Origin of the sequence: Paludisphaera rhizosphaerae (assembly GCF_011065895.1) — a bacterium.
Lineage (GTDB): Bacteria > Planctomycetota > Planctomycetia > Isosphaerales > Isosphaeraceae > Paludisphaera > Paludisphaera rhizosphaerae.
On sequence record NZ_JAALCR010000005.1, the window covers coordinates 162,269 to 181,334 of the forward strand.

At 67.6% G+C, this 19,066-nt stretch carries 17 protein-coding genes and 1 pseudogene; 16 read left to right on the top strand and 2 right to left on the bottom strand.

From position 1 onward, the window contains the following. Positions 1-85 precede the first annotated feature (85 nt). The 15 genes and pseudogenes from G5C50_RS08285 to G5C50_RS08355 all read left to right on the top strand — a co-directional run bounded on the left by G5C50_RS08285 (position 86) and on the right by G5C50_RS08355 (position 15,000). Positions 86-361 (top strand): BMC domain-containing protein, encoded by a 276-nt coding sequence (locus G5C50_RS08285; protein ID WP_165067983.1) that lies wholly within the window; start codon positions 86-88, stop codon positions 359-361. An 18-nt stretch (positions 362-379) separates the two neighbouring features. Next, entirely contained in the window at positions 380-703 is a 324-nt protein-coding gene (locus G5C50_RS08290; protein WP_315852305.1) for a BMC domain-containing protein, read from the top strand. Positions 704-739: 36 nt separating this feature from the next. Further along, on the top strand, positions 740-1,024 hold the full coding sequence (locus tag G5C50_RS08295; protein ID WP_165067661.1) for a BMC domain-containing protein: 285 nt from the start codon (positions 740-742) through the stop codon (positions 1,022-1,024). After that, positions 1,021-2,226, top strand: coding sequence for an acetate/propionate family kinase (locus G5C50_RS08300; RefSeq protein WP_165067663.1), 1,206 nt, complete (start codon positions 1,021-1,023; stop codon positions 2,224-2,226). The genes G5C50_RS08295 and G5C50_RS08300 overlap by 4 nt, the downstream gene beginning before the upstream one ends. A 52-nt stretch (positions 2,227-2,278) precedes the next feature. Further along, entirely contained in the window at positions 2,279-2,596 is a 318-nt protein-coding gene (locus G5C50_RS08305; RefSeq protein WP_165067665.1) for a EutN/CcmL family microcompartment protein, read from the top strand. A gap of 83 nt (positions 2,597-2,679) precedes the next feature. Further along, on the top strand, positions 2,680-4,113 hold the full coding sequence (locus tag G5C50_RS08310) for an aldehyde dehydrogenase (RefSeq protein WP_165067667.1): 1,434 nt from the start codon (positions 2,680-2,682) through the stop codon (positions 4,111-4,113). 24 nt (positions 4,114-4,137) lie between these two features. Next, complete coding sequence (locus tag G5C50_RS08315; protein WP_165067669.1) at positions 4,138-4,395, top strand: EutN/CcmL family microcompartment protein; 258 nt, start codon at positions 4,138-4,140, stop codon at positions 4,393-4,395. A gap of 52 nt (positions 4,396-4,447) precedes the next feature. Then, the gene (locus tag G5C50_RS08320; RefSeq protein ID WP_165067671.1) at positions 4,448-5,191 is read left to right on the top strand and encodes a hypothetical protein; all 744 of its coding nucleotides are present in this window, start codon (positions 4,448-4,450) and stop codon (positions 5,189-5,191) included. Continuing rightward, a complete protein-coding gene (locus tag G5C50_RS08325; RefSeq protein WP_165067672.1) occupies positions 5,188-5,466 on the top strand; it encodes a EutN/CcmL family microcompartment protein in 279 nt (92 codons plus the stop codon). The genes G5C50_RS08320 and G5C50_RS08325 overlap by 4 nt, the downstream gene beginning before the upstream one ends. A 57-nt stretch (positions 5,467-5,523) precedes the next feature. Further along, positions 5,524-6,474 carry a class II aldolase/adducin family protein gene (locus G5C50_RS08330; RefSeq protein WP_165067675.1) on the top strand — a complete coding sequence of 317 codons (951 nt, stop codon included), beginning with the start codon at positions 5,524-5,526 and terminating at the stop codon, positions 6,472-6,474. A 31-nt stretch (positions 6,475-6,505) separates the two neighbouring features. Then, positions 6,506-7,426 (top strand): annotated as a pseudogene (locus G5C50_RS08335) (lactate/malate dehydrogenase family protein); the annotation flags it as partial. Positions 7,427-7,622: 196 nt separating this feature from the next. Further along, on the top strand, positions 7,623-8,939 hold the full coding sequence (locus G5C50_RS08340) for a hypothetical protein (RefSeq protein ID WP_165067680.1): 1,317 nt from the start codon (positions 7,623-7,625) through the stop codon (positions 8,937-8,939). Between the two features lie 121 nt (positions 8,940-9,060). After that, entirely contained in the window at positions 9,061-10,944 is a 1,884-nt protein-coding gene (locus tag G5C50_RS08345) for a CocE/NonD family hydrolase (RefSeq protein ID WP_165067682.1), read from the top strand. A 137-nt stretch (positions 10,945-11,081) separates the two neighbouring features. Next, positions 11,082-12,149, top strand: a complete 1,068-nt coding sequence (locus G5C50_RS08350) for an isocitrate/isopropylmalate family dehydrogenase (RefSeq protein WP_165067684.1) — start codon at positions 11,082-11,084, stop codon at positions 12,147-12,149. A gap of 223 nt (positions 12,150-12,372) precedes the next feature. Beyond that, entirely contained in the window at positions 12,373-15,000 is a 2,628-nt protein-coding gene (locus G5C50_RS08355; RefSeq protein WP_165067686.1) for an amino acid permease, read from the top strand. A gap of 87 nt (positions 15,001-15,087) precedes the next feature. Here G5C50_RS08355 and G5C50_RS08360 read toward each other — a convergent pair whose 3' ends face one another. Both G5C50_RS08360 and G5C50_RS08365 read right to left on the bottom strand, forming a co-directional pair. Beyond that, on the bottom strand, positions 15,088-16,548 hold the full coding sequence (locus G5C50_RS08360; protein ID WP_165067688.1) for a hypothetical protein: 1,461 nt from the start codon (positions 16,546-16,548) through the stop codon (positions 15,088-15,090). 154 nt (positions 16,549-16,702) lie between these two features. Then, entirely contained in the window at positions 16,703-18,022 is a 1,320-nt protein-coding gene (locus G5C50_RS08365) for a glucuronate isomerase (RefSeq protein ID WP_165067690.1), read from the bottom strand. Between the two features lie 148 nt (positions 18,023-18,170). Here G5C50_RS08365 and G5C50_RS08370 point away from each other — a divergent pair, with 148 nt between their 5' ends. Continuing rightward, positions 18,171-18,911 (top strand): phosphopantothenoylcysteine decarboxylase domain-containing protein, encoded by a 741-nt coding sequence (locus G5C50_RS08370; protein ID WP_165067692.1) that lies wholly within the window; start codon positions 18,171-18,173, stop codon positions 18,909-18,911. The last annotated feature ends 155 nt before the right edge of the window (positions 18,912-19,066 follow it).

Consider the following 19,066-nt stretch of genomic DNA (forward strand, 5'->3'; position numbering starts at 1 on the left):
GCGAACGGATCGGACGACGATAGTTCTCTAAGCCCCTGCGGAAGGAGGGCCACCCGTGGCCTCTGCATCACTCGAAGCTCTCGGAATGATCGAAACCAAGGGGTTCGTGGCGCTCGTCGAAGCGAGCGACGCGATGCTCAAGGCGGCCAACGTTGAGCTGGTCGGCTGGGACAAGGTCGGCAGCGGCCTGGTGACGGCCTTCGTCGCCGGCGACGTCGCCGCGGTCAAGGCGGCGGTCGACGCCGGCGCGGCGGCGGCCAGCCGGATCGGCGAGGTCGTCAGCGTCCAGGTCATCCCCCGCCCCCATGAAGACCTCGGCGGGATCCTTTCGTTCACCAAGGCCGCGGCCGCCAAGGCCTGAGCGAACAGGAGCCCTGACATGGCGACGGCGCAGAAGCCCGCGACCCGCGGGAACAACGGGAGTCCGACGATGAACGGCGAGGCCCTGGGGCTGATTGAAACCAAGGGGCTCGTGGGCGTGGTTGAGGCCACTGACGCGATGCTCAAGGCGGCGAACGTGACCCTGGCCGGCAAGGTGTCGGTCGGCGGCTCGTTCATCACGACGCTGGTCCGCGGCGACGTCGGCAGCGTCCGCGCCGCCGTCGAGGCGGGGGCGGAAGCCGCCAGCCGCGTCGGCGAGCTGGTCAGCGCCCACGTGATCCCCCGGCCCGACGCGGCGGTCCTCCGCACGTTCCTCGGCTGAGCCCACCCCACCCACACCGACACGGAGCCGAGAATTATGAACGGCAACGCGCTGGGCCTCATCGAGACGATGGGCCTGGTCTGCCTCATCAACGCGGTCGACGCCATGCTCAAGGCGGCGTCGGTCGAGCTGGCGAGCCCGATCATCAAGCTGGACGGCGGCGTCGTCAGCGTGATGATCCGCGGCGACGTCAGCAGCGTCCGCGCCGCCGTCGAGGCGGGCGCGGAGGCCGCGTCGAAGGCCGGCGACCTTCGGGCCGCCCACGTTATCCCGCGGCCCGGCGCCGCGGTTGTTCGAGCCTACCTGGGGGCCTCGCGTTGAAGATCCTCGTCGCCAACCTGGGCAGCACCAGCTTCAAGTACCGCCTCTTCGACCTGGGCGACCCGGCCGAGCCGGTCCTGGCCAGGGGGGCGATCGATCGCATCGGCTCGCCCTCGTCCAAGGTCGTCGTCAAAACGGCCCGCGGCGAATCCGAGACGTCGAAGACGGTCGCCGACCACGGCGATGCGGTGCAGATCTGCCTGGACCAGCTCACCGACCCGGAGATCGGCGTCCTGGCCGACCCCTCCGAGGTCTCGGCGATCGGGTTCAAGGCGGTCCACGCCCGCAACCTGACCGGCGTCCAGATCGTCGACGACGAGGTGCTCGAGGCGATGGAGGCGTTCAACGACGTCGCCCCTGCCCATAACCCGCCCTACGTGAAGGCCATGCGCGGCCTCCGCGAACGGTTCCCGGGCCTGCCGCTGGTCGCCGCGTTCGAGACCGGCTTCCACCGGACCATCCCCGAAGCGTCCCAGCGCTACGGCATCCCCGAAGAGTGGGCGACCAAACTGGGCGTCCGCAAATGGGGGTTCCACGGCGCGAGCCACCGCTACATCTCGTGGCGGATCGCCGAGCTGATGGGCCGGAAGGATCTCAAGGTCGTCTCCTGTCACCTTGGGGGGAGTTCGTCGCTCGCCGCGATCCGCGACGGGGCGTCGATCGCCTGCAGCCTGGGGATGAGCCCGCAGACCGGCCTGCCGCACAACAACCGCGTCGGCGACTTCGACGTCTTCGCCCTTCCCGTCCTGCTCCGCGAGACGGGCAAGAGCCTGGAGGAAGTCCTGGACGTCCTGGCCAACCACTCGGGCCTGAAAGGCCTCTGCGGCGCCAACGACCTCCGCGACATCGAGACCGCCGCACAGGCCGGCGACCCTCGGGCCAAGCTGGCCCTCGATTACTTCGTCGCCTCGATCCGCCACTACCTGGGGGCCTTCCTCCTGGAGCTGGGCGGGGCCGACGCCATCGTCTTCACCGGCGGGATCGGCGAGAACTCGTCGCTCATCCGCGAGCAGACCCTCCGCGACCTCAGTTGGTTTGGGATCGAGCTGGATCCGGCCCTCAACGCCTCCGGCCCGGTCGAGCGCCGGGTCTCCAGGGAAGGCTCGCGAGTGCAGGTCTGGACCGTGCCCGCCAACGAAGAGTTGGTGGTCGCCCGACAGTCGCAGGCGTTGCTTCAATCGGGCCGCAAGTCGTCCGACTGACCCTCGCCGGCGACCGACGCAACCAACCCTCAGCCCAACGGACGACTCGACGATGTTCCTGGCCCGCGTGACCGGAAGCCTGGTGGCGACTCAGAAGGTCGCTTCGATGACCGGACACAAGCTCCTCATCGTCGAGCCTTTCCGGGTCGACGAGAAGGGGGGCGACCGTCTGGTCCCCACCGGCCGGACCTTCGTCGTGGTCGACGCCCTGGGCGCCGGCCTCGGCGAGATGGTCCTCATCTGCCAGGGCTCCAGCGCCCGCCTGACTCCCGAGACCGAGAAGCTCCCCATCGACGCCGTCGTGATCGGCCTGGTCGACACGGTGGACGTCCGGGGGAAGGTCGTCTTCTCCACCCGGGCCGAATCATAAACGTGTTCACAAGCGACTGATCGACGCCGCCCCGCGCCTCGACGCATGGACCTCGACCCAGACCAGGAACCCCGGTGTCCGTCATGCAAACGACAGCCACAGAAGATCTGATCCGCAACGTGGTCCAGCAGGTCCTCTCGCAGATAGGGACCGGCCCGGCCAATGGCGCCAACGGCAACGGAGCGGCGAAGGGGCCCTCGGGCGACCTCGGCGTCTTCCCGACCGTCGAGTCGGCCACGGCCGCCGCGGAGGCCGCCTTCAACGTCTTCCGCAACCGGCCGTTGGGCGACCGCAAGAAGGCGATCGACTGCATCCGCGAGATCTGCGTGAAGCAGGCCGAAGAGTTGGGCCGGCTGGAGCTGGAAGAGACCCAGATCGGCCGGCTCGACCACAAGATCGCCAAGCTGCGCGACTCGATCCCGGCGATCCCGGGCGTCGAGTACCTGCGGACGGACAACGCCAGCGGCGACGCCGGCGTGACCTTCACGGACTACACGCCGTTCGGCGTCATCGGCGCGATTACGCCGGTCACTCACAGCCTCCCCACGCTGGCCGCGAACGCGATCAACATGCTCGCCGCCGGCAACACGGTGGTCTTCAACGCCCACCCCTCGGGACGGGCCATCGCGGCGCTCGGCGTGAAGAAGTTCAACAAGGCCATCGCCGAGGCGACAGGCCTCGAGAACCTGTTGACGATCATCGACCCGCCGACGATCGAATCGGCCAACGGCCTCTTCCAGAGCCCGAAGGTCAAGCTGCTGGTCGTCACCGGCGGCCCGGCGGTGGCTCGTGCGGCGCTGGCCAGCAAGCGACGGGCGATCGTCGCCGGCCCCGGCAATCCGCCGGTCGTCGTCGACCCCACGGCCTGCCTGGACCTCGCGGCGAAGTCGATCGTCGAGGGCGCTGCCTTCGACAACAACCTGCTCTGCATCGGCGAAAAGCAGGTCTTCGGCGTCGCCCCCATCTTCGACAAGCTCATGGAGACGATGTCCAAGTACCAGGCCTTCCGCCTGACGGCCCCGCAGATCGAGTCGCTCACGCGTGCGGCGTTCGAGAACGGGTCGGACGGCAAGCCGCACGTCCGCAAGGAGCTGGTGGGCAAGGACCCGGCCATCCTGGCGGCGCACGCGGGGGTGAAGATCCCCGCGAACACGCAGCTTCTCTACGGCGAGACCGGGTTCGACCACCCGTTCGTTCAGGAAGAGCAGATGATGCCGTTCGTCCCCTTCGTGAAGGTGCCGGACGTCAACACGGCTCTCGCCATGGCCCGCGAGAGCGAGCACGGCTACGGCCACACGGCGGTCCTGCACTCGCGAGACGTGGACGTGATGAACCGCATGGGCAAGCTGATGGACTGCACCATCTTCGTCGTCAACGGTTCGAGCCTGGCGGGCCTGGGCGGGCCGGCGGTGCCGTCGTTCTCCATCGCCGGGCCGACCGGCGAGGGTGTGACCACCCCCCTGACCTTCACCCGCCAGCGCCGGACGGCCATCGCCGGCGGCTTCCGGTTCGCTTGACCCGAACGGGAGGGAGGCGCCCCGATGCAGCTCGGCCGAGTGGTCGCTGTGGCGACCTCCACCGTCAAGCACCCGACCTTCGAGAAGGAACGGCTCCTGGTCGTCCAGCTCGAAGGAACGGGGGGCAAGCCCGACGGCGAGCCCGTCCTGGCCTTCGACCGGCTGGGCGCCCGCAAGGGAGACCTCGTCCTGCTGACCAGCGACGGGGCCATCCTGCGAAGCCTCCTCGGCCGCGACACCCCGGGACGCTGGAGCGTGATGGGACTCCCCGACGATCTTTGAGAGGAACGGCGGAACGATCGCGATGACCCAAACGTGGAACGGATACGAGACGATGCGAAGGACGACGACCCCGGGGCTCTTCCCGGCCGGCTTCGCCCCCGCTCGCGCGCTCGACCCGATTCGCGCCGTCGACGAGGCCGTTCGTTCGGTCCTGGCGGAGATGTTCGGCGGGTTTCGGTCATCGACGTCGCCCGCTCCGAGAATCGTACGTCCCTCGGCGGCCGTGGAGCCGGTTTTCGCCGACCGCCTATTCGGTCTCCGGCAGGCCGAGACGCTGGCGGACGGTGCGACGATCCGCGTCGCCGTCGGAACTGTCGTCACTCCCCTGGCTCGCGACCTCCTGAAGAAGAAGAACGTCGAGATTCGGCTCATCGGGTCGGCCGAAGTCGCCGCTTCGGCTCGCGGCGAGTGGGCCTTCGCGATTGAAGACGGCCCCGGCTGGCTCGTTGCCCTGCGGCGGTCGATGCTCGACGGCGCCGGCCCCTGGCGAGAACTGGCCCCTTCGGTCGATGACGCAGTCGCCTGGCTGGGCTCGGGCGAGGGCCGAGGCGTCTTGCTCGTCACCACCGACGGCGCGACGGCCGTCTGGCGGGCCTGCCAATCGTCGGGCGTCCGGGCGGCGTTCGCCAACGAGCCGGCCGACGTCCAGCGGGCGACCGGAACACTGGGGGCCAACCTGATCGTCGTCGACCCGGCGGGGAAGTCGATCGCCTGGATCAAGCAGCTCGCGACCGCGTTCCGAAGGGCCGGCGCCCCGAAGGATCCATTCGCGGGCGGGATCGGAGGGACGCCGTGAGAATCGCCGAGGTCATTGGACGCGTGACGCTGTCGCGAGTGCATCCGAGCCTCTCCGGGGCCCGGTTCCCGATCGTCGTCCCCATGCCTTTGGTAGCCCTCCGCGACGGCGCCCCCGACCGCGGCGAGGAACTCGTCGCCTACGACAAGCTCGGAGTCGGCCGCGGCGACCTGATCGGCCTCAGCGAAGGGGGCGAGGCGGCCAACCCCTTCGGTAAGACGTTAACGCCGGTCGACGCCTATTGCGCGTGCCTGATCGATTCCATCTCCTTCTAAGCATACAAACGGATCTTCACGAGAATTCCTGACCACGGCGGAGCGAGGAGAGCGGCCATGAGCGTCCAGAACGAGTGGAAGCTGCGGGAGATGATGTGCGAGATCGGCCGGCGGATCTACGCCAAGGGCTTCGCTGCCGCCAACGACGGCAACATCAGCTACCGCCTGAGCGAGGACCGCGTCCTCTGCACGCCGACGCGGGTCTCCAAGGGCTTCATGAAGCCCGACGACCTCTGCATCATCGACATGGACGGCAAACAGATCTCCGGCAAGCGCAAGCGGTCCAGCGAGATGCTCCTGCACCTCACCGCGCTGAAGGCCCGGCCCGACATGAAGTCGTGCGTCCATTGCCACCCGCCCCACGCGACGGCCTTCGCCGTGGCCAAGGAGCCGATCCCGAAGTGCGTGCTGCCGGAGATCGAGGTCTTCCTGGGCGAGGTCGCCATCTCCCCCTATGAGACCCCCGGCGGCCAGAAGTTCGCCGACACCATCCTCCCATACGTCAAGGACACCGAGACGATCCTGCTGGCCAACCACGGCACGATCACCCTGGGGACGGACCTGGAAGACGCCTACTTCAAGACCGAGATCATCGACGCCTACTGCCGCATCCTGCTGCTGGCCAAGCAGCTCGGCCGGGTGAACTACTACGGCGATGAGAAGGCCGCTGAACTGATCAAGCTCAAGCCGGGCCTGGGCATCCCCGACGCCCGCCTCACGCGCGGCCTTGAGAATTGCGACCTCTGCGGCAACAGCCTGTTCCGCGAGGGCTACGGCGACTTCAGCCCCGAGCCCAAGGTGTTCGTCCATCCCAAGCTGATCGACCAGATGGCGCAGGGGGGCGAGACCTCGGCGTGCGGCTGCTCCACGGGCGCCGCCGAGTTCGGCAACGGCTCGTCAGCCCACGGGAAGGCCTCCAACGGACAACCTGGCGGCCCCAACATCGACTCGCTGGTGCAGTCGATCACGGACCAGGTCATGAGCGCCCTCAACGGCGCGGCGAAGTAACTCAAGCGAATCGTATCCGGGGATTCTCTCCATGAAAGTCGGCATCATCGGCGGCGGCGGGCTGGTAGGCTCGTGTGCGGCCTTCGCCCTTCAGTGCGGCGGGGTCGTCGCCGGGATCGACCTGATCGACGTCAACGGCGACCTCTGCAAGGGGCAGGCGCTCGACCTGCTCCACGGGGCCTCGCTGACGGCCGACCAGACGATCCGCGCCGTCGGGTATGAAGCGATCCCCGAGCACGATCTCGTCATGATCACGGCCGGCCTCCGTCGCAAGCCCGACGAGAGCCGACTCGATCTCATCAACCGCAACGTCGACCTCTTCCTGACGATCCTCGACGACGTGAAGGCCGCCGGCCTGAAGCGCGACGCCGTCGTCGTGGTCGTCTCGAATCCGGTCGACGTGCTGACGTACCTGGCCGTCGGCCGGCTGGGGCTGCCGGCCTCGCAAGTCATCGGTCTGGGGACGCAGCTCGACACCGCGCGGTTTCGCAGCCTGATCGCCGAGGCTCTCAAGCTTCCGCCGACGCAGGTGACGGCCACGATCCTCGGCGAACACGGCGACAGCATGGTCCCGATCTGGTCGGCCGCCCAGGCCGCCGGTCTGCCGCTGGAGAAGTTCCCCGGTTGGTCGGCCTCGCTGGGCGAATCCCTTTTCGCCCGCACGAAGGCCAGCGGCGCGGAGGTCATCAAGCTCAAGGGGGGCGCGGGGTTCGCGGTGGGCATCGCCATCCGCGAAGTCGTCCACGCCGTCGCGCTCGACTCGCGACGCATCCTGCCGGTGTCGTCGCTGGTGAACGGCCCGTACGGCATCCGCGACGTTTGCACCTCGATCCCCACGGTCGTCGGCCGTGCGGGGGTGGTCGCCCAGCGCGAGATCGAGCTTTGGTCCAAGGAGACCTCGTCGCTGCAGCGCTCGGCCCAGGTCCTCCGCGAGACGATCGATCAGGTTTTGAAGTCCAACCCGAAGGCTGCCGGCAAATCATCGGCCGCTCCGAGCCAGCCTGTAGCGACAGGCCCTCGGCCCGTCCGGGTGACGATGGGGGGCGGGGGCGGCGGCCCGATCGTCGGCGCGACGTCGCGCGTGACGGTCTCGGGCCTCGGTGATGGAAACGGCAACGGCCGTGGTTACGGCCGGGGGGTCCGCTGAGATGCAGAAGTCGCTCGACCGTAAACTGGCCGCGATCCACGCCGATCCCAACTGCCGCGAGTTCATCCTCGCCGACGCCAAGGACGCCGACATGGCGTTGGGCCTCGGCGCGCCCGGCCAATCGCCCGAACTTCACGCCGGCGAGGTCCGCTTCAAGACGCTGGAAGAGTACCGCAACCAGATGCGGCTCATCACGAAGCAGGCGCTCGTGGACATCATGCTGATGTCGGCCAGCTCCAATTATGCTTTGACGTTCGGCGAACGGCTGTTCGACGATTCGGCCGTCACCCCGGCCATCCGCGCCAACGACACCACGGACATCCACCTGGCGCGGGGGGCCTCGTACGCCGCAGAGGCCGCCCGCCCCTTCCGCACCGCGAGCCTCGACCACGCGATGTGCGGGCACCTCGACTGCAAGCCCGAGGAGCGCTCACTGGGCGCGAACCTGGGCCTCTACAGCGTGACGTTCAACAACGACCTCCGCCGCGACCTGGAAACCCTGGAGCGGTTCCACGCCTTCCGCGAAGAGGCCGAGCGCAAGGGCTTCCGCTACTTCCTGGAAGTCTTCGACCCCAACGTCGCCACGGGGATCGCGCCCGACGTCCTGCCGCACTACCTCAACGATATGATTACCCGGATGCTGGCGGGCGTTGCGCCGGCCGGCCGGCCCGTCTTCCTGAAGATCGTTTACCACGGTCCGAAGGCGATGGAGGAGTTGGTCCGCTTCGACCGCCACCTGGTCGTGGGCATCCTCGGCGGCTCGTCGGGGACGACTCGCGACGCCTTCCAACTCCTGCACGACGCCCAGAAGTACGGCGCGAAGGTCGCCCTCTTCGGGCGGAAGATCAACCACGCGGAGAACCAACTCGCCTTCGTGCAGTTCCTCCGCCTGATCGTCGAGGGCGTCATCAGCCCCGTCGACGCGGTGAAGGCGTATCACGCCGTCCTGGGCAAGTTGGGCGTCGCGCCGATCCGCCCGCTGGAGACCGACCTGCAGATCACCGAGCAGTCAATGAGCTACGCCGGCGGTAAGACGGTCACCGTCCCGCCGATGCCGTCGCCGTCCCCCGTCCCCGCCCCGTCAATCGTCGGGGCGAAGCCCTCGACCAACGGCTACCACGGCGTGAATGGGAGCGCGAACGGCAACGGTCGGCTCGTTGGCTCTCGGCCGCTGGTGACGGAGTCGCGACCGTCTCGCGAGAACGAGAACGGCGTGCCCACGTTCGCCGAGAAGCCTGACGGTCGACCTGACTTCACGCGGATGAGCCCCACCGATCGTCTGGCCTATCACAGGGCCCGGCTGGGACTGGGGCGCTGACGCAGGAGCGCGATTACCGTACCCTGGTTCGTCGTTCCTACCTACGGCGGGCCCCTCTCCCCGGTCGGTCCCGCCAGACGCGCGAGACGAATCGGAGCCGCCTTCGGGCGGAGAGAGTCGCATGCGGTCGTTCCGTCCTCAAGCCCGGCTCGCGGCCTGCGCCGCGGCGATCCTCCTGCTGCCCGCCGCGTCGGCCCTCGGCGATGAGGCCGAGGAGGTCAAGGCGAACTACACCAAGTACGAGTTCCTGATCCCGATGCGCGACGGCGTCCGCCTGTTCACGGCGGTTTACGTCCCCAAGGACCGCTCGCGCCTCTATCCGATCATGCTCACCCGGACGCCTTACAGCGTCGGCCCGTACGGGGCTGACTCGTACCGCCAGTCGCTCGGCCCCTCCGCCCTCTTCCGCCGCGACGGCTTCATCTTCGCCTATCAGGACGTGCGAGGGCGTTACATGTCCGAGGGCGAATACGTCAACATGCGGCCCTACCGGCCGATCAAGACCGACGCCTCCGAGATCGACGAAAGCTCGGACACGTTCGATACGATCGAGTGGCTGCTGAAGAACGTCGGCGGACACAACGGCAAGGTCGGCCAGTGGGGAATCTCGTATCCGGGCTTCTATACGTCGATGGGAATGATCGACGCCCACCCCGCGCTGAAGGCGTCGTCGCCGCAGGCGCCCATCGCTGACTGGTTCGCCGGCGACGACTGGCACCACAACGGGGCTCTCTTCCTAGCCCACGCGTTCAACTTCATGTCGAACTTCGGCCACCCTCGGCCGACCCCCGTGAAGCGGAACGCGGCCGACCGCTACATGTACAACGACCAGCCCGACGGCTACGCCTTCTTCCTCAACCTCGGCCCGCTCTCGAACGCCGACGCCCGTTACTACAAGGGCGACGTCCCGTTCTGGAACGAGATGATGCGGCACGCCAACTACGACGACTGGTGGAAGGCCCGCAACATCCGCCCCCACCTGAAGAACATCAAGCCGGCCGTCCTCAACGTCGGCGGCTGGTATGACGCTGAGAACCTCTACGGCGTCCTGGAGACCTACAAGTCCGTCGAGGCCTCTACCCCCCGGGCGACGAACGTACTTGTCATGGGCCCCTGGTCGCACGGCTCCTGGGCCGGCGGCCCCGGCGGTTCGCTCGGCCCGATCCCGTTCAACTCGAACACCGGCGAATACTACCGCGAGCAGATCGAGTTCCCCTTCTTCCGAACGCTCCTGAAGGACCCCGAAGGCGCAACGGTCCCCGAAGCCCGCGTGTTCGAGACCGGCACGAACCAGTGGCGAACGTTCCAGGTCTGGCCGCCGAAAGAGGCCAAACCCAAGACGCTCTACCTGACCTCAGGCGGCCGCGTCTCCTTCTCGCCGGACTCCTCCAGCGCCCCGATGTTCGATGAGTACGTCAGCGACCCGGCCAAGCCTGTGCCGTTCATCGACGCCGTCTCCAACCGGATGACGGCCGACTACATGATCCAGGACCAGCGCTTCGCCGGCCGTCGGCCTGACGTCCTGGTCTACCAGACCGAACCCCTGACCGAAGACCTGACCATCGTCGGCCCGATGCAGGTGAAGCTCCACGTCTCGACGTCGGGGACGGACTCCGACTGGGTCGTGAAGCTGGTGGACGTCTTCCCCGACGACCACGCCGGCGAGACGACCGACGGCAAGCCGCTGGCGAGCTTCCAGGGCCTGGTCCGCGGCGACGTAATGCGCGGTCGCTACCGCGACGGCCTGGCCTCGCCTCAGCCGTTCACTCCGAACCAGCCGACTCCCGTGAGCATGACGCTCCAGGACGTTGCCCACACGTTCCGATCGGGCCACCGACTGATGGTGCAGATCCAGAGCACCTGGTTCCCGCTGGTCGATCGCAACCCCCAGAAGTTCGTCGACCTCGCCACGGCCGCTCCCGAGGATTTCCAGAAGGCCGTCCAGCGCGTTTTCCACGGGCCGACGACGCCCTCGCGGCTGGAGGTCCTGGAACTCCCTCGCTGAGGGCGAGGAGTCGGTCGAAGCATGGGAATCGGCGGTCGCTCCTTCGCGGAGCGGCCGCCGGGGCATAGAATGGAGACGTCCACGTCCGGAACAGCCAGCCGGGAACGTTGCATCGCGTCGATCGAGAGAGGAAGTCGATGAACCGCCCGTCCTATCGCGTCACGGAGCTGCTCGGCGACGGCATCGGGGACGAGTTGTCGGAGGCGGTCCACCGCCTGGCCGACGCTTTACCCATTCGCCTGGAGTTCGTCCCGGTCGACATCCGCGTCGAGAATCGTCGCGCCAAGGGGAAGGCGATCTACGATGAGGCGGTCGAGAAAATCCTCGACACGAAGGTCGCGCTGAAGCATCCCACGGCGACCACCGAGGAGAGCCCCAACGCGGTGCTTCGCCGACGGCTGGACCTCTCGGTCATCCATCGGCCGGTCTACACGATCCCCGGCGTTCCGACCAACTTCCGCCGCGAGCTGGACCTGGACATCGTCCGGATCGCCACCGGCGGCACCTACGACGACCCCGGTCGGATGATCGGCGAGGACGGAGCCGTGAGCCTCCGGATCGTCGAGCGCCGGCCCGTTCGCGAGGCCGCCCGCTACGCCTTCAACCTGGCTCGCAAGACGAGCAAGCGAGTCACCAGCGCATCGAAGTACACGATCCAGAAGGCGACCGACGGCCTGTTCGAGAAGGTGGCCAAGGAAGTCGCCGGCCAGTTCCCCGAGGTCCCCCACAACATCGAGCTGTTCGACGCGCTTCTGGGCAAGGTCATCATGGCGCCAGAGAAGTTCCAGATCGTCCTCGTGCTCAACGAGTACGGCGACTTCCTCTCCGACATGGCCTGCGGCCTGGCGGGCTCGCTGGGTATCGGCGCCAGCGCCAACCTGGCGTTCGACGCCTCGGCCGTCGTCCGCGTCGCCCTGTTCGACGCAGCCCACGGCACCGCGCCGGACATCGCCGGGAAGAACCTGGCCAACCCCACGGCCATCTTCCTGGCCTTCTCGCTCTTGCTGTACCAGCTCGGCGAGATCAGCCTCGGCCAGGCGGTGAAGAACACGACCCTGGACCTCCTCCGCGAGGGCGTCCGCACGCCCGATCTCGGCGGCAAGGAGTCGACCCGGTCGTTCACCGAGGCCGTCGCCAAGGAGGTCGCCCGCCGCGTTGAGGCGAACGCCGCGCCGGCTCCTTCGGACGCTCCGGCCGCCGGCTGAACGCGAAGTCGATCCGGTCGCAAACGGCGGTCCAGAGACCGCTCGACGCGCCTCGGGCCGACGTCCGCCCCCTTGACGGCTCCGTCACGGCGTCTTGTAATCGATTCCTTCGTCATCGTCGACCGTCGGACCACTCGGCGGCTCGACTATCGAATCGAATCCGCGGCCACAAAGGGGGACGAATCCCCCGGCGCGCGAGCGGTCTTCTCCGAGAATCGCACACATGCCCGTCGGTGAATCCTCCGCCAAGCCCTCCCCGCGGCCGAGCGCGAGCCAGGTGCTGGTCGTCACCAGCGTGATGTTCACGTTCATCTCGTACTGGCGCACGGCGGCGATCGTCCTCTGCGACCTGGCGAGTACGGCCTATTACATCGGCGGGATCGTCGAATCCCAGATCGGCAAGGCCGCCCCCTGGTTCATCCTGGCCGTGATGGTGATGAGCTACGCGGTCTGCACCGTGTACATCGAAAGCTGCGCGATGTTCGTGCGCGGCGGGGTGTACCGGATCGTCAAGGAGGCGATGGGTCGGCAGATGGCCGGGCTGGCCGTCTCCGCCCTCCTTTTCGACTTCATCCTGACCGGCCCGATCAGCGGCGTGACGGCCGGCCAGTACATCATGGGCCTGCTCAACGACCTGCTGAACCTGGGACCCGAGAGCCCGATCATCGTCCACCAGGACCTTTGGTCGTCGCTGATCGCGATCGCCATCACGGTCTATTTCTGGCGCGTGAACACCAAGGGGATCCACGAGTCCAGCGACCAGGCGTTGAAGATCATGGGCGCGACGACCGTGATGGCCGTCGTGCTGATCACCTGGTGCCTGGCGACGATCGCCGTCGATCCGTCCAAGCGCGCCCTCCCCTCGCCCGCGCCCGATTTCTCGAAGAAGGTCGACTTCGAGGGGAAGCCCGTGCTCGATCCCTTCGGCCGCCAGGTCGACCCTCTTGGGTTCCTCGGTCACACGAAGGTCGCCGAGGAGTTGCGGCCGGAAGCCATCAAGGGGAACTGGTGGAGCCTTATCGGCGTCTTCGGGCTCGTGGTCGCGTTCGGCCACTCGGTCCTGGCCATGAGCGGCGAGGAGACGTTGGCCCAGGTTTACCGCGAGGTCGAGAGCCCCAAGCTCAAGAACTTCAAGAAGGCGGCGCTGATCGTCTTCCTGTACAGCTTGCTGCTGACCTCGCTGATCAGCTTCTTCGCCGTGATGATCATTCCAGACGACGTGCGGATGTCGCAGTATTCGGGCAACCTGATCGGCGGTCTGGCGATGAACGTCATCGGCCCGCAATGGGCCCGGCTGGGACTCAACGCGCTGGTCGTGCTGGTCGGCTTCTTGATCCTTTCGGGGGCTGTCAACACGGCGATTATCGGCTCCAACGGCATTCTCAACCGGGTCTCCGAGGACGGGGTGCTCCCCGACTGGTTCCTCAAACCGCACCCGAAGTTCGGCACGACGTCGCGGCTCATCAACCTGGTCGTGATCCTTCAGATCATCACGATCCTTCTGAGCCAGGGCCACGTCCTGACGCTCGGCGAGGCGTATGCGTTCGGCGTGATCTGGAGCTTCGTCTTCATGTCGCTCTCGATGCTGATCCTCCGCTTCAAGCGGCCCGGCCCGCGCGACTTCGAGGTCCCGCTGAACATCAAGGTCGGGAACGTCCACGTCCCGATCGGCATGACGATCATCTTCCTGATCCTGGCGATGTCCGCGATGGCCAACCTGGTGACGAAGGAGATCGCCACGGTTTCCGGCGTGATCTTCACGGCGGCCTTCTTCGCGGTCTTCCAGGTCAGCGAATACCTGAGAAAAAAACGCGAGGGCGAGGCCGGCCACGAGCACCTGGAGCAGTTCAACAGCGGGGAAGCCGACAAGATCTCGTCGGCCGCCCTTGGCCTGGCGCTCCCCTATCGCAAGCTGGTGGCGATCCGATCGCCGTACAATCTGAGCATGCTCCAGAAGTGCCTCGACGAGACCGACCCGGAGACCACCGACGTCGTCGTCATGACGGCCAACGTCCTCCCCAAGGGGAGCGACGACTATCAGCCCGGGATCACCGAGTACGACCGGCAACTGCTGACCGCCGTCGTGAATCTCGCCGAGTCGGCCGGCAAGTCGGTCAAGCCGCTCATCGTCCCCACGAACGAGCCCCTCTTCGCGCTGGCCCAGACCGCCAAGACGATTGGCGCGCAAGAGCTGATCATGGGGATGTCGAACAAGTTCAACCCGGAAGACCAGCTCGACCAGATCGCCCTGTACTGGTTGAACATCTGCGGAGCCAAGCCTGAGCCCTTGACGATCCGCGTCCTGGGTCACGACAAGGACGTCCGCCTGGACATCGCCGGCGGCAGTCGGATTCCCAAGCCCGGCGCGGCCGCCCCCGAGGTCGCCCAGCTCATGGCCGACCTGCGGCGAAGCTGGCACGGCGTCGAGCGGCTTCTGCTGGCCTACGACGGCAGTCCGCTCAGCTCCGACTTCCTCGACACGGTCATGAGCTTCATCGACCCGGCGATCCACGTCACGCTGTTCTACGTGACCGAGAACGAGAACGGGGTCGACGGTGAGGTCGAGGGCCGCCGGATCGTCGAGCGCGGCGTGGAACGGGCGCGTGAGCTGGGTCGCCGCGTCCAGTTCAAGCAGGCCAACGGCGAGGCCGGCGAGGAGATCGTCCGCGAGGCCGTCGAAGGCAAGTTCGACGCGATCTTCATGAGCCTCCGCGGCGTGTACCGTCGCGGCGACACCTCGGCGTTCGCCTCCAACACGCGGTATGTGCTGGAGAACGCTCCCTGCCGCGTGATCCTTGGCTTCGCCCCCAAGTCCATCCCCGCCCCAGCCCCGTCTCACGCCGACGCCTGAAAACGAAGGGGGCGTAAAAGCGAGAGGAGGAGCCGCGCCAGGGGCGCGGCTCCTCCTCTTCTCAGTTCAGCGACTACGTGAAGGCGATCAGAGCCGAGCGGGCGCCGCGTCGCGGCCCTGCCCCTGGAATTCACGGGCGCGGGCCTCGGAGATGGCTCGGAGCAGGCCGTTGTTGAGCCGGCGATACAGGGTGGACCGATACACGGCGGGCACGTCGCGATCGATCCACGCTCGGGCGTCGTCGGCCATTCGGCGCAGGCCGAGCGACTCGGCCATGGCACCCATCGCGACGAATCGTTCGGCGTCGGAAGGATAGAGCACCAGGCTCGCGCGAGCGTCCTCGAACCGCCCGGTGGAGATCAGGCTGTCGACCAGGATCCCCGCCAGCACGCCGCGAAGCCCGCGCTGCTGGACCGAGGCGACGGCCTCCGCGGCCAGGTTGTAGCTGCGGGTGGCGTCCTCGTTGCGGCCCTTGCGAGCCTGGAACTCGGCGACTAGCACCAGGGCCCGGGCGCGGGCCTCGGCGTTGCGGATCCGGTCGGCCAGGTCGGTGGCCCGGCTGTACTGGCTCGATTCGCCGGCGGAGATCGCCAGCCGCTCCATCGCCCGATTCTTCCAGATCGGCCGTTCGATCTGCTGGGCGATATCGGCCCCCTCTTCGAGGATGTCGTCGGCCTGCTCGGCGTAGGCGGCTCGCTCTTCTTCGGAGATCTTGGGGCCGCGTTCGCTGGGAGGGACCGCGAATTCCAGGGCGACCACAGCGCTGCCCACGGCCATGTTCTCAACCGCACGATCGAGGTATTCGCTGCGATACGTGGGGTTACGGATCTGGGCCGCCATGTGGGCGGCTCGCCTCCACTCCAGGCGGGCGACGCGGATGGCGACGTCGCCGGTCATCTTACTCGTCGACTTCTCGTCCGGGGCCTCGTCCGGGAAGAGCCGGATCTGCGGCTTGGACTCGCGCAGAAGGGCGTCGGACAGGAGCCCCGCCGTGGTTACGATCGAGATGATGAGCTGATCGTGGATCAGGTCGTTCTGCTCGTCCACCGCGGCGGAGGCGGCGTCTTCGGTGGCTCGGTGAGCCAGCGCGAGCTGGTTGTTCAGAATGGCGCCGCGGGCGATCTGGAGCAGGATGCGCCCTCGCTCGCCGGGCTCGGAGATGAGCTTGGCGGTGTCGATCATCTCAGGGGTGATCTTCAGACCGCCGACTCCGGTGGTCGACCGGCCCGAGCTCTCCATGAGCAGGAACGGGGCGATCGATGGGTCGTCCGGGAAGTGGACGTTGACGCCCGGGCCCAGCGGGACCACGGGGACGACCGGAACGTCCGGGGGGCCTCCCGGCTGATTGCCGGACAGAGGGCTCCCAACCGGAGCCTGGCTCGGTTCAGGGCGGTAGTCGGGGATCGAGGACCGACCGGTCCCCGTCCCCGCTCCGCTTCCAGACGAGAGCCCGGAGTTATCCTGGGCCCTCGCGGGCGAAATGGCCCCGATCGCCGTCGAGGCGAGCAGGAGCGCCGCATATCGGATTGTCGGGTGGGCGGGCCGCATGGGGTCTATCCTCAAGTCCGATCGGCGGGAAGGCCGACGATAAGGTCGGCCCTTCCGTCGGGGGTCGTCCGGCGGAGCTTCGACGCTGTCGGCGCGCGGCCGACTTCCTCAAGGATGCCCTCGGATCCACGGCCGGTCAAATCGCCCGAGGCCGTCAGCCGTCTCGCCGGACGAACACGCGTCTTGGATTGTCGACCAGGGCGAGTTTAGCGACCTCAAGCGCCCGCTCGGTCGACCACCCCTGCCCCTTCACGCCCTCCTCGGCCAGCGTCTCGGCCAGAATTCGCTTGTACATGTTGACCTTCGGCAGGATGAACTCCAGCTTGTAGGCGTCCGAGTAGTAGCCCAGCAGCTTCGCCTTCGGCACCGCCTGAACCCGCGCCTTCAGGTCGGCCGCGATGAACGCGGGGATGTTCGAATACCACCAGTGGCCCATCGGCAGGACGTTCGGGAAGATCCACGAGTAGGCCACCAGCTCCGCGCCGGCGTCGGGCGAAAGCGTCGAGACCGGGAACGTCACGCCGGAGAAGTGGTTGAACAGCTCGCGATAGTCGTACAGGCTGACCCGCCGGTCGAACAGGTCGCGACCGCCGGCCACGCCGGCCGGGTAGACGTTGCGGATCGGGCCGATCATCAGGTCGAACGGCAGCTTGAAGTCGGCGCAGCACTCGGCGAGGGTCCAGAAGACGGTCGTGCGGATCTCGTCGTGCTCGTCGGGCCGAAGTTCGAGCCCTTTGATCGCCCGGCGGACGGGCGTCACGGACCGCTTGGGCGCCGCCTTGCGAGGGGAGAAGTCCGGCGGCAGGCTGATCGCGCAGGCTCGGGCGCCCTTGGCGACGAACCGCTCGAAGAGCTTCACGACGGCCTCACGCAAACCCTCGCCGTCGCCGACGTCCACGCCGGTCGCCTTCTTCAGCCGCTCGACGGTCCTGGGCTCGTGGAGCTTCAGGACAAGGTCGTCGGTCCGCAGGCAGGGGATATACTTGTTGGTGTCCCAACCTTCGAGGGGATCGTCGAAGTCGTTGGTGAGGAAGACGGCTTCCAGGTTGCTCTTCTTCCAGACGGTGTCGTCCCAGGCCTTGCCTTCGCGGTCGCCTTCGCGGAGGGCCTTGTCGTAGAGGCCGGCGATGTTGTCGGGGCCGATGCGGTCGTGGGGGAAGTCGTGGAAGGTCTTGGCGATCTCGATCAGCCAGGAGTACTGGACGGTGTTGTCCAGGTTGGAGAGCCGCCGGGCCAGGTTCTCAGCCCGCTCGCGAGGGGCCAGCTTGGGGTCGACGTCGGCGGCGGGCATGCCGGACGAGTGGGCCAGCTCGGTGTAATAATGGTATCCTAGGACCTCGTCCAGGTTCCGGGCCGCCGGGCTGTGGGGATCGATGTGCGAATGCGGGTCGAAGATCGGCCAGCGGCGGATCTCATCGTAAAGCTCGCGGGCGGCGGAGTCGGACGGGCGTCGATCGTGGCTCTCGGCGGTCATGGCGGCCTGCTGGGCTGAGGATGCCGAGGCGGCCGGGACGCGCCGGGCGGCCCGCCCGCCTGCGAGGGGTGAGCTAGCTTGCTCCGCCGAGCGTAGCCCGTTCCGGGTCAGGGGTAAAGGGGCGCGAGCGGGGAGGAGCCGGGGCGTTATGAAGGTGGTCGTGACAGGGGGCGGGACGTCGGCCCCCATCGACGACGTGCGGGTCATCACCAACGTCTCGACGGGGAGGACCGCCGCCGCCATTACCGAGGCCTGCCTCGGCCTCGGCGACGAGGTCTGGCACATCCACGCGCCCCTCGCCGAACTCCCCCTGCTCCGCTTCGCCCGGTGCGACCTGAACGCCGACCCTCAAACCGAGCGCGACCGACTGGACGACCTCCGCCGCCGCTGGCTGGCCGAGCGCGACCGCCTCCACCTGCTCCCACTGAAGGTCGGCACGGTGGCCGAGTATTCCCAGGCCCTCCGCGCCGCGCTCTCTGACGGTGCGATCGACGTCGCCTTCCTGCCGATGGCCGTCTCCGACTACGAGCCCGAGGCCCGAGCCGGCAAGATCAGCTCCAAGATCGACGACCTTTCGATCCCTCTCCGGCGCACGCCCAAGGTGATCCGCTCGGTCCGCGACTGGGCGCCGTCGGTCTACCTCGTCGGCTTCAAGCTCCTCTCCGGCGTCCCGACCGAGGAACTCATCCAGCGAGCCCACGACGCCTGCCTGCTCAACCGCGCCGATCTCACAGTCGCCAACGACCTCAAAGACGTCCAGGCCGGCCGCCACACCCTCCACCTCGTCCGCCCCGGTCAGCCGACCGAAACCCTGTCCCCCGGCCCCGACCTGGCCGCGCGGCTGGTCGAACGAGTTCGCACGTGGGCTCGTGAGGCATCCTTGGGGTAAGCCGCCCTACCGGCGACATGGAACGACGACGGTTTGGATCGCCCGATTCGTAGGGGCGCCCCTTGTGGGTGCCCTGATCGCCGTGGACATCCAATGGCGGTCGGGTGCCCACAAAAGGCTCCGCTACAAACCTTCATTCTCCTCCGACAGGCGCA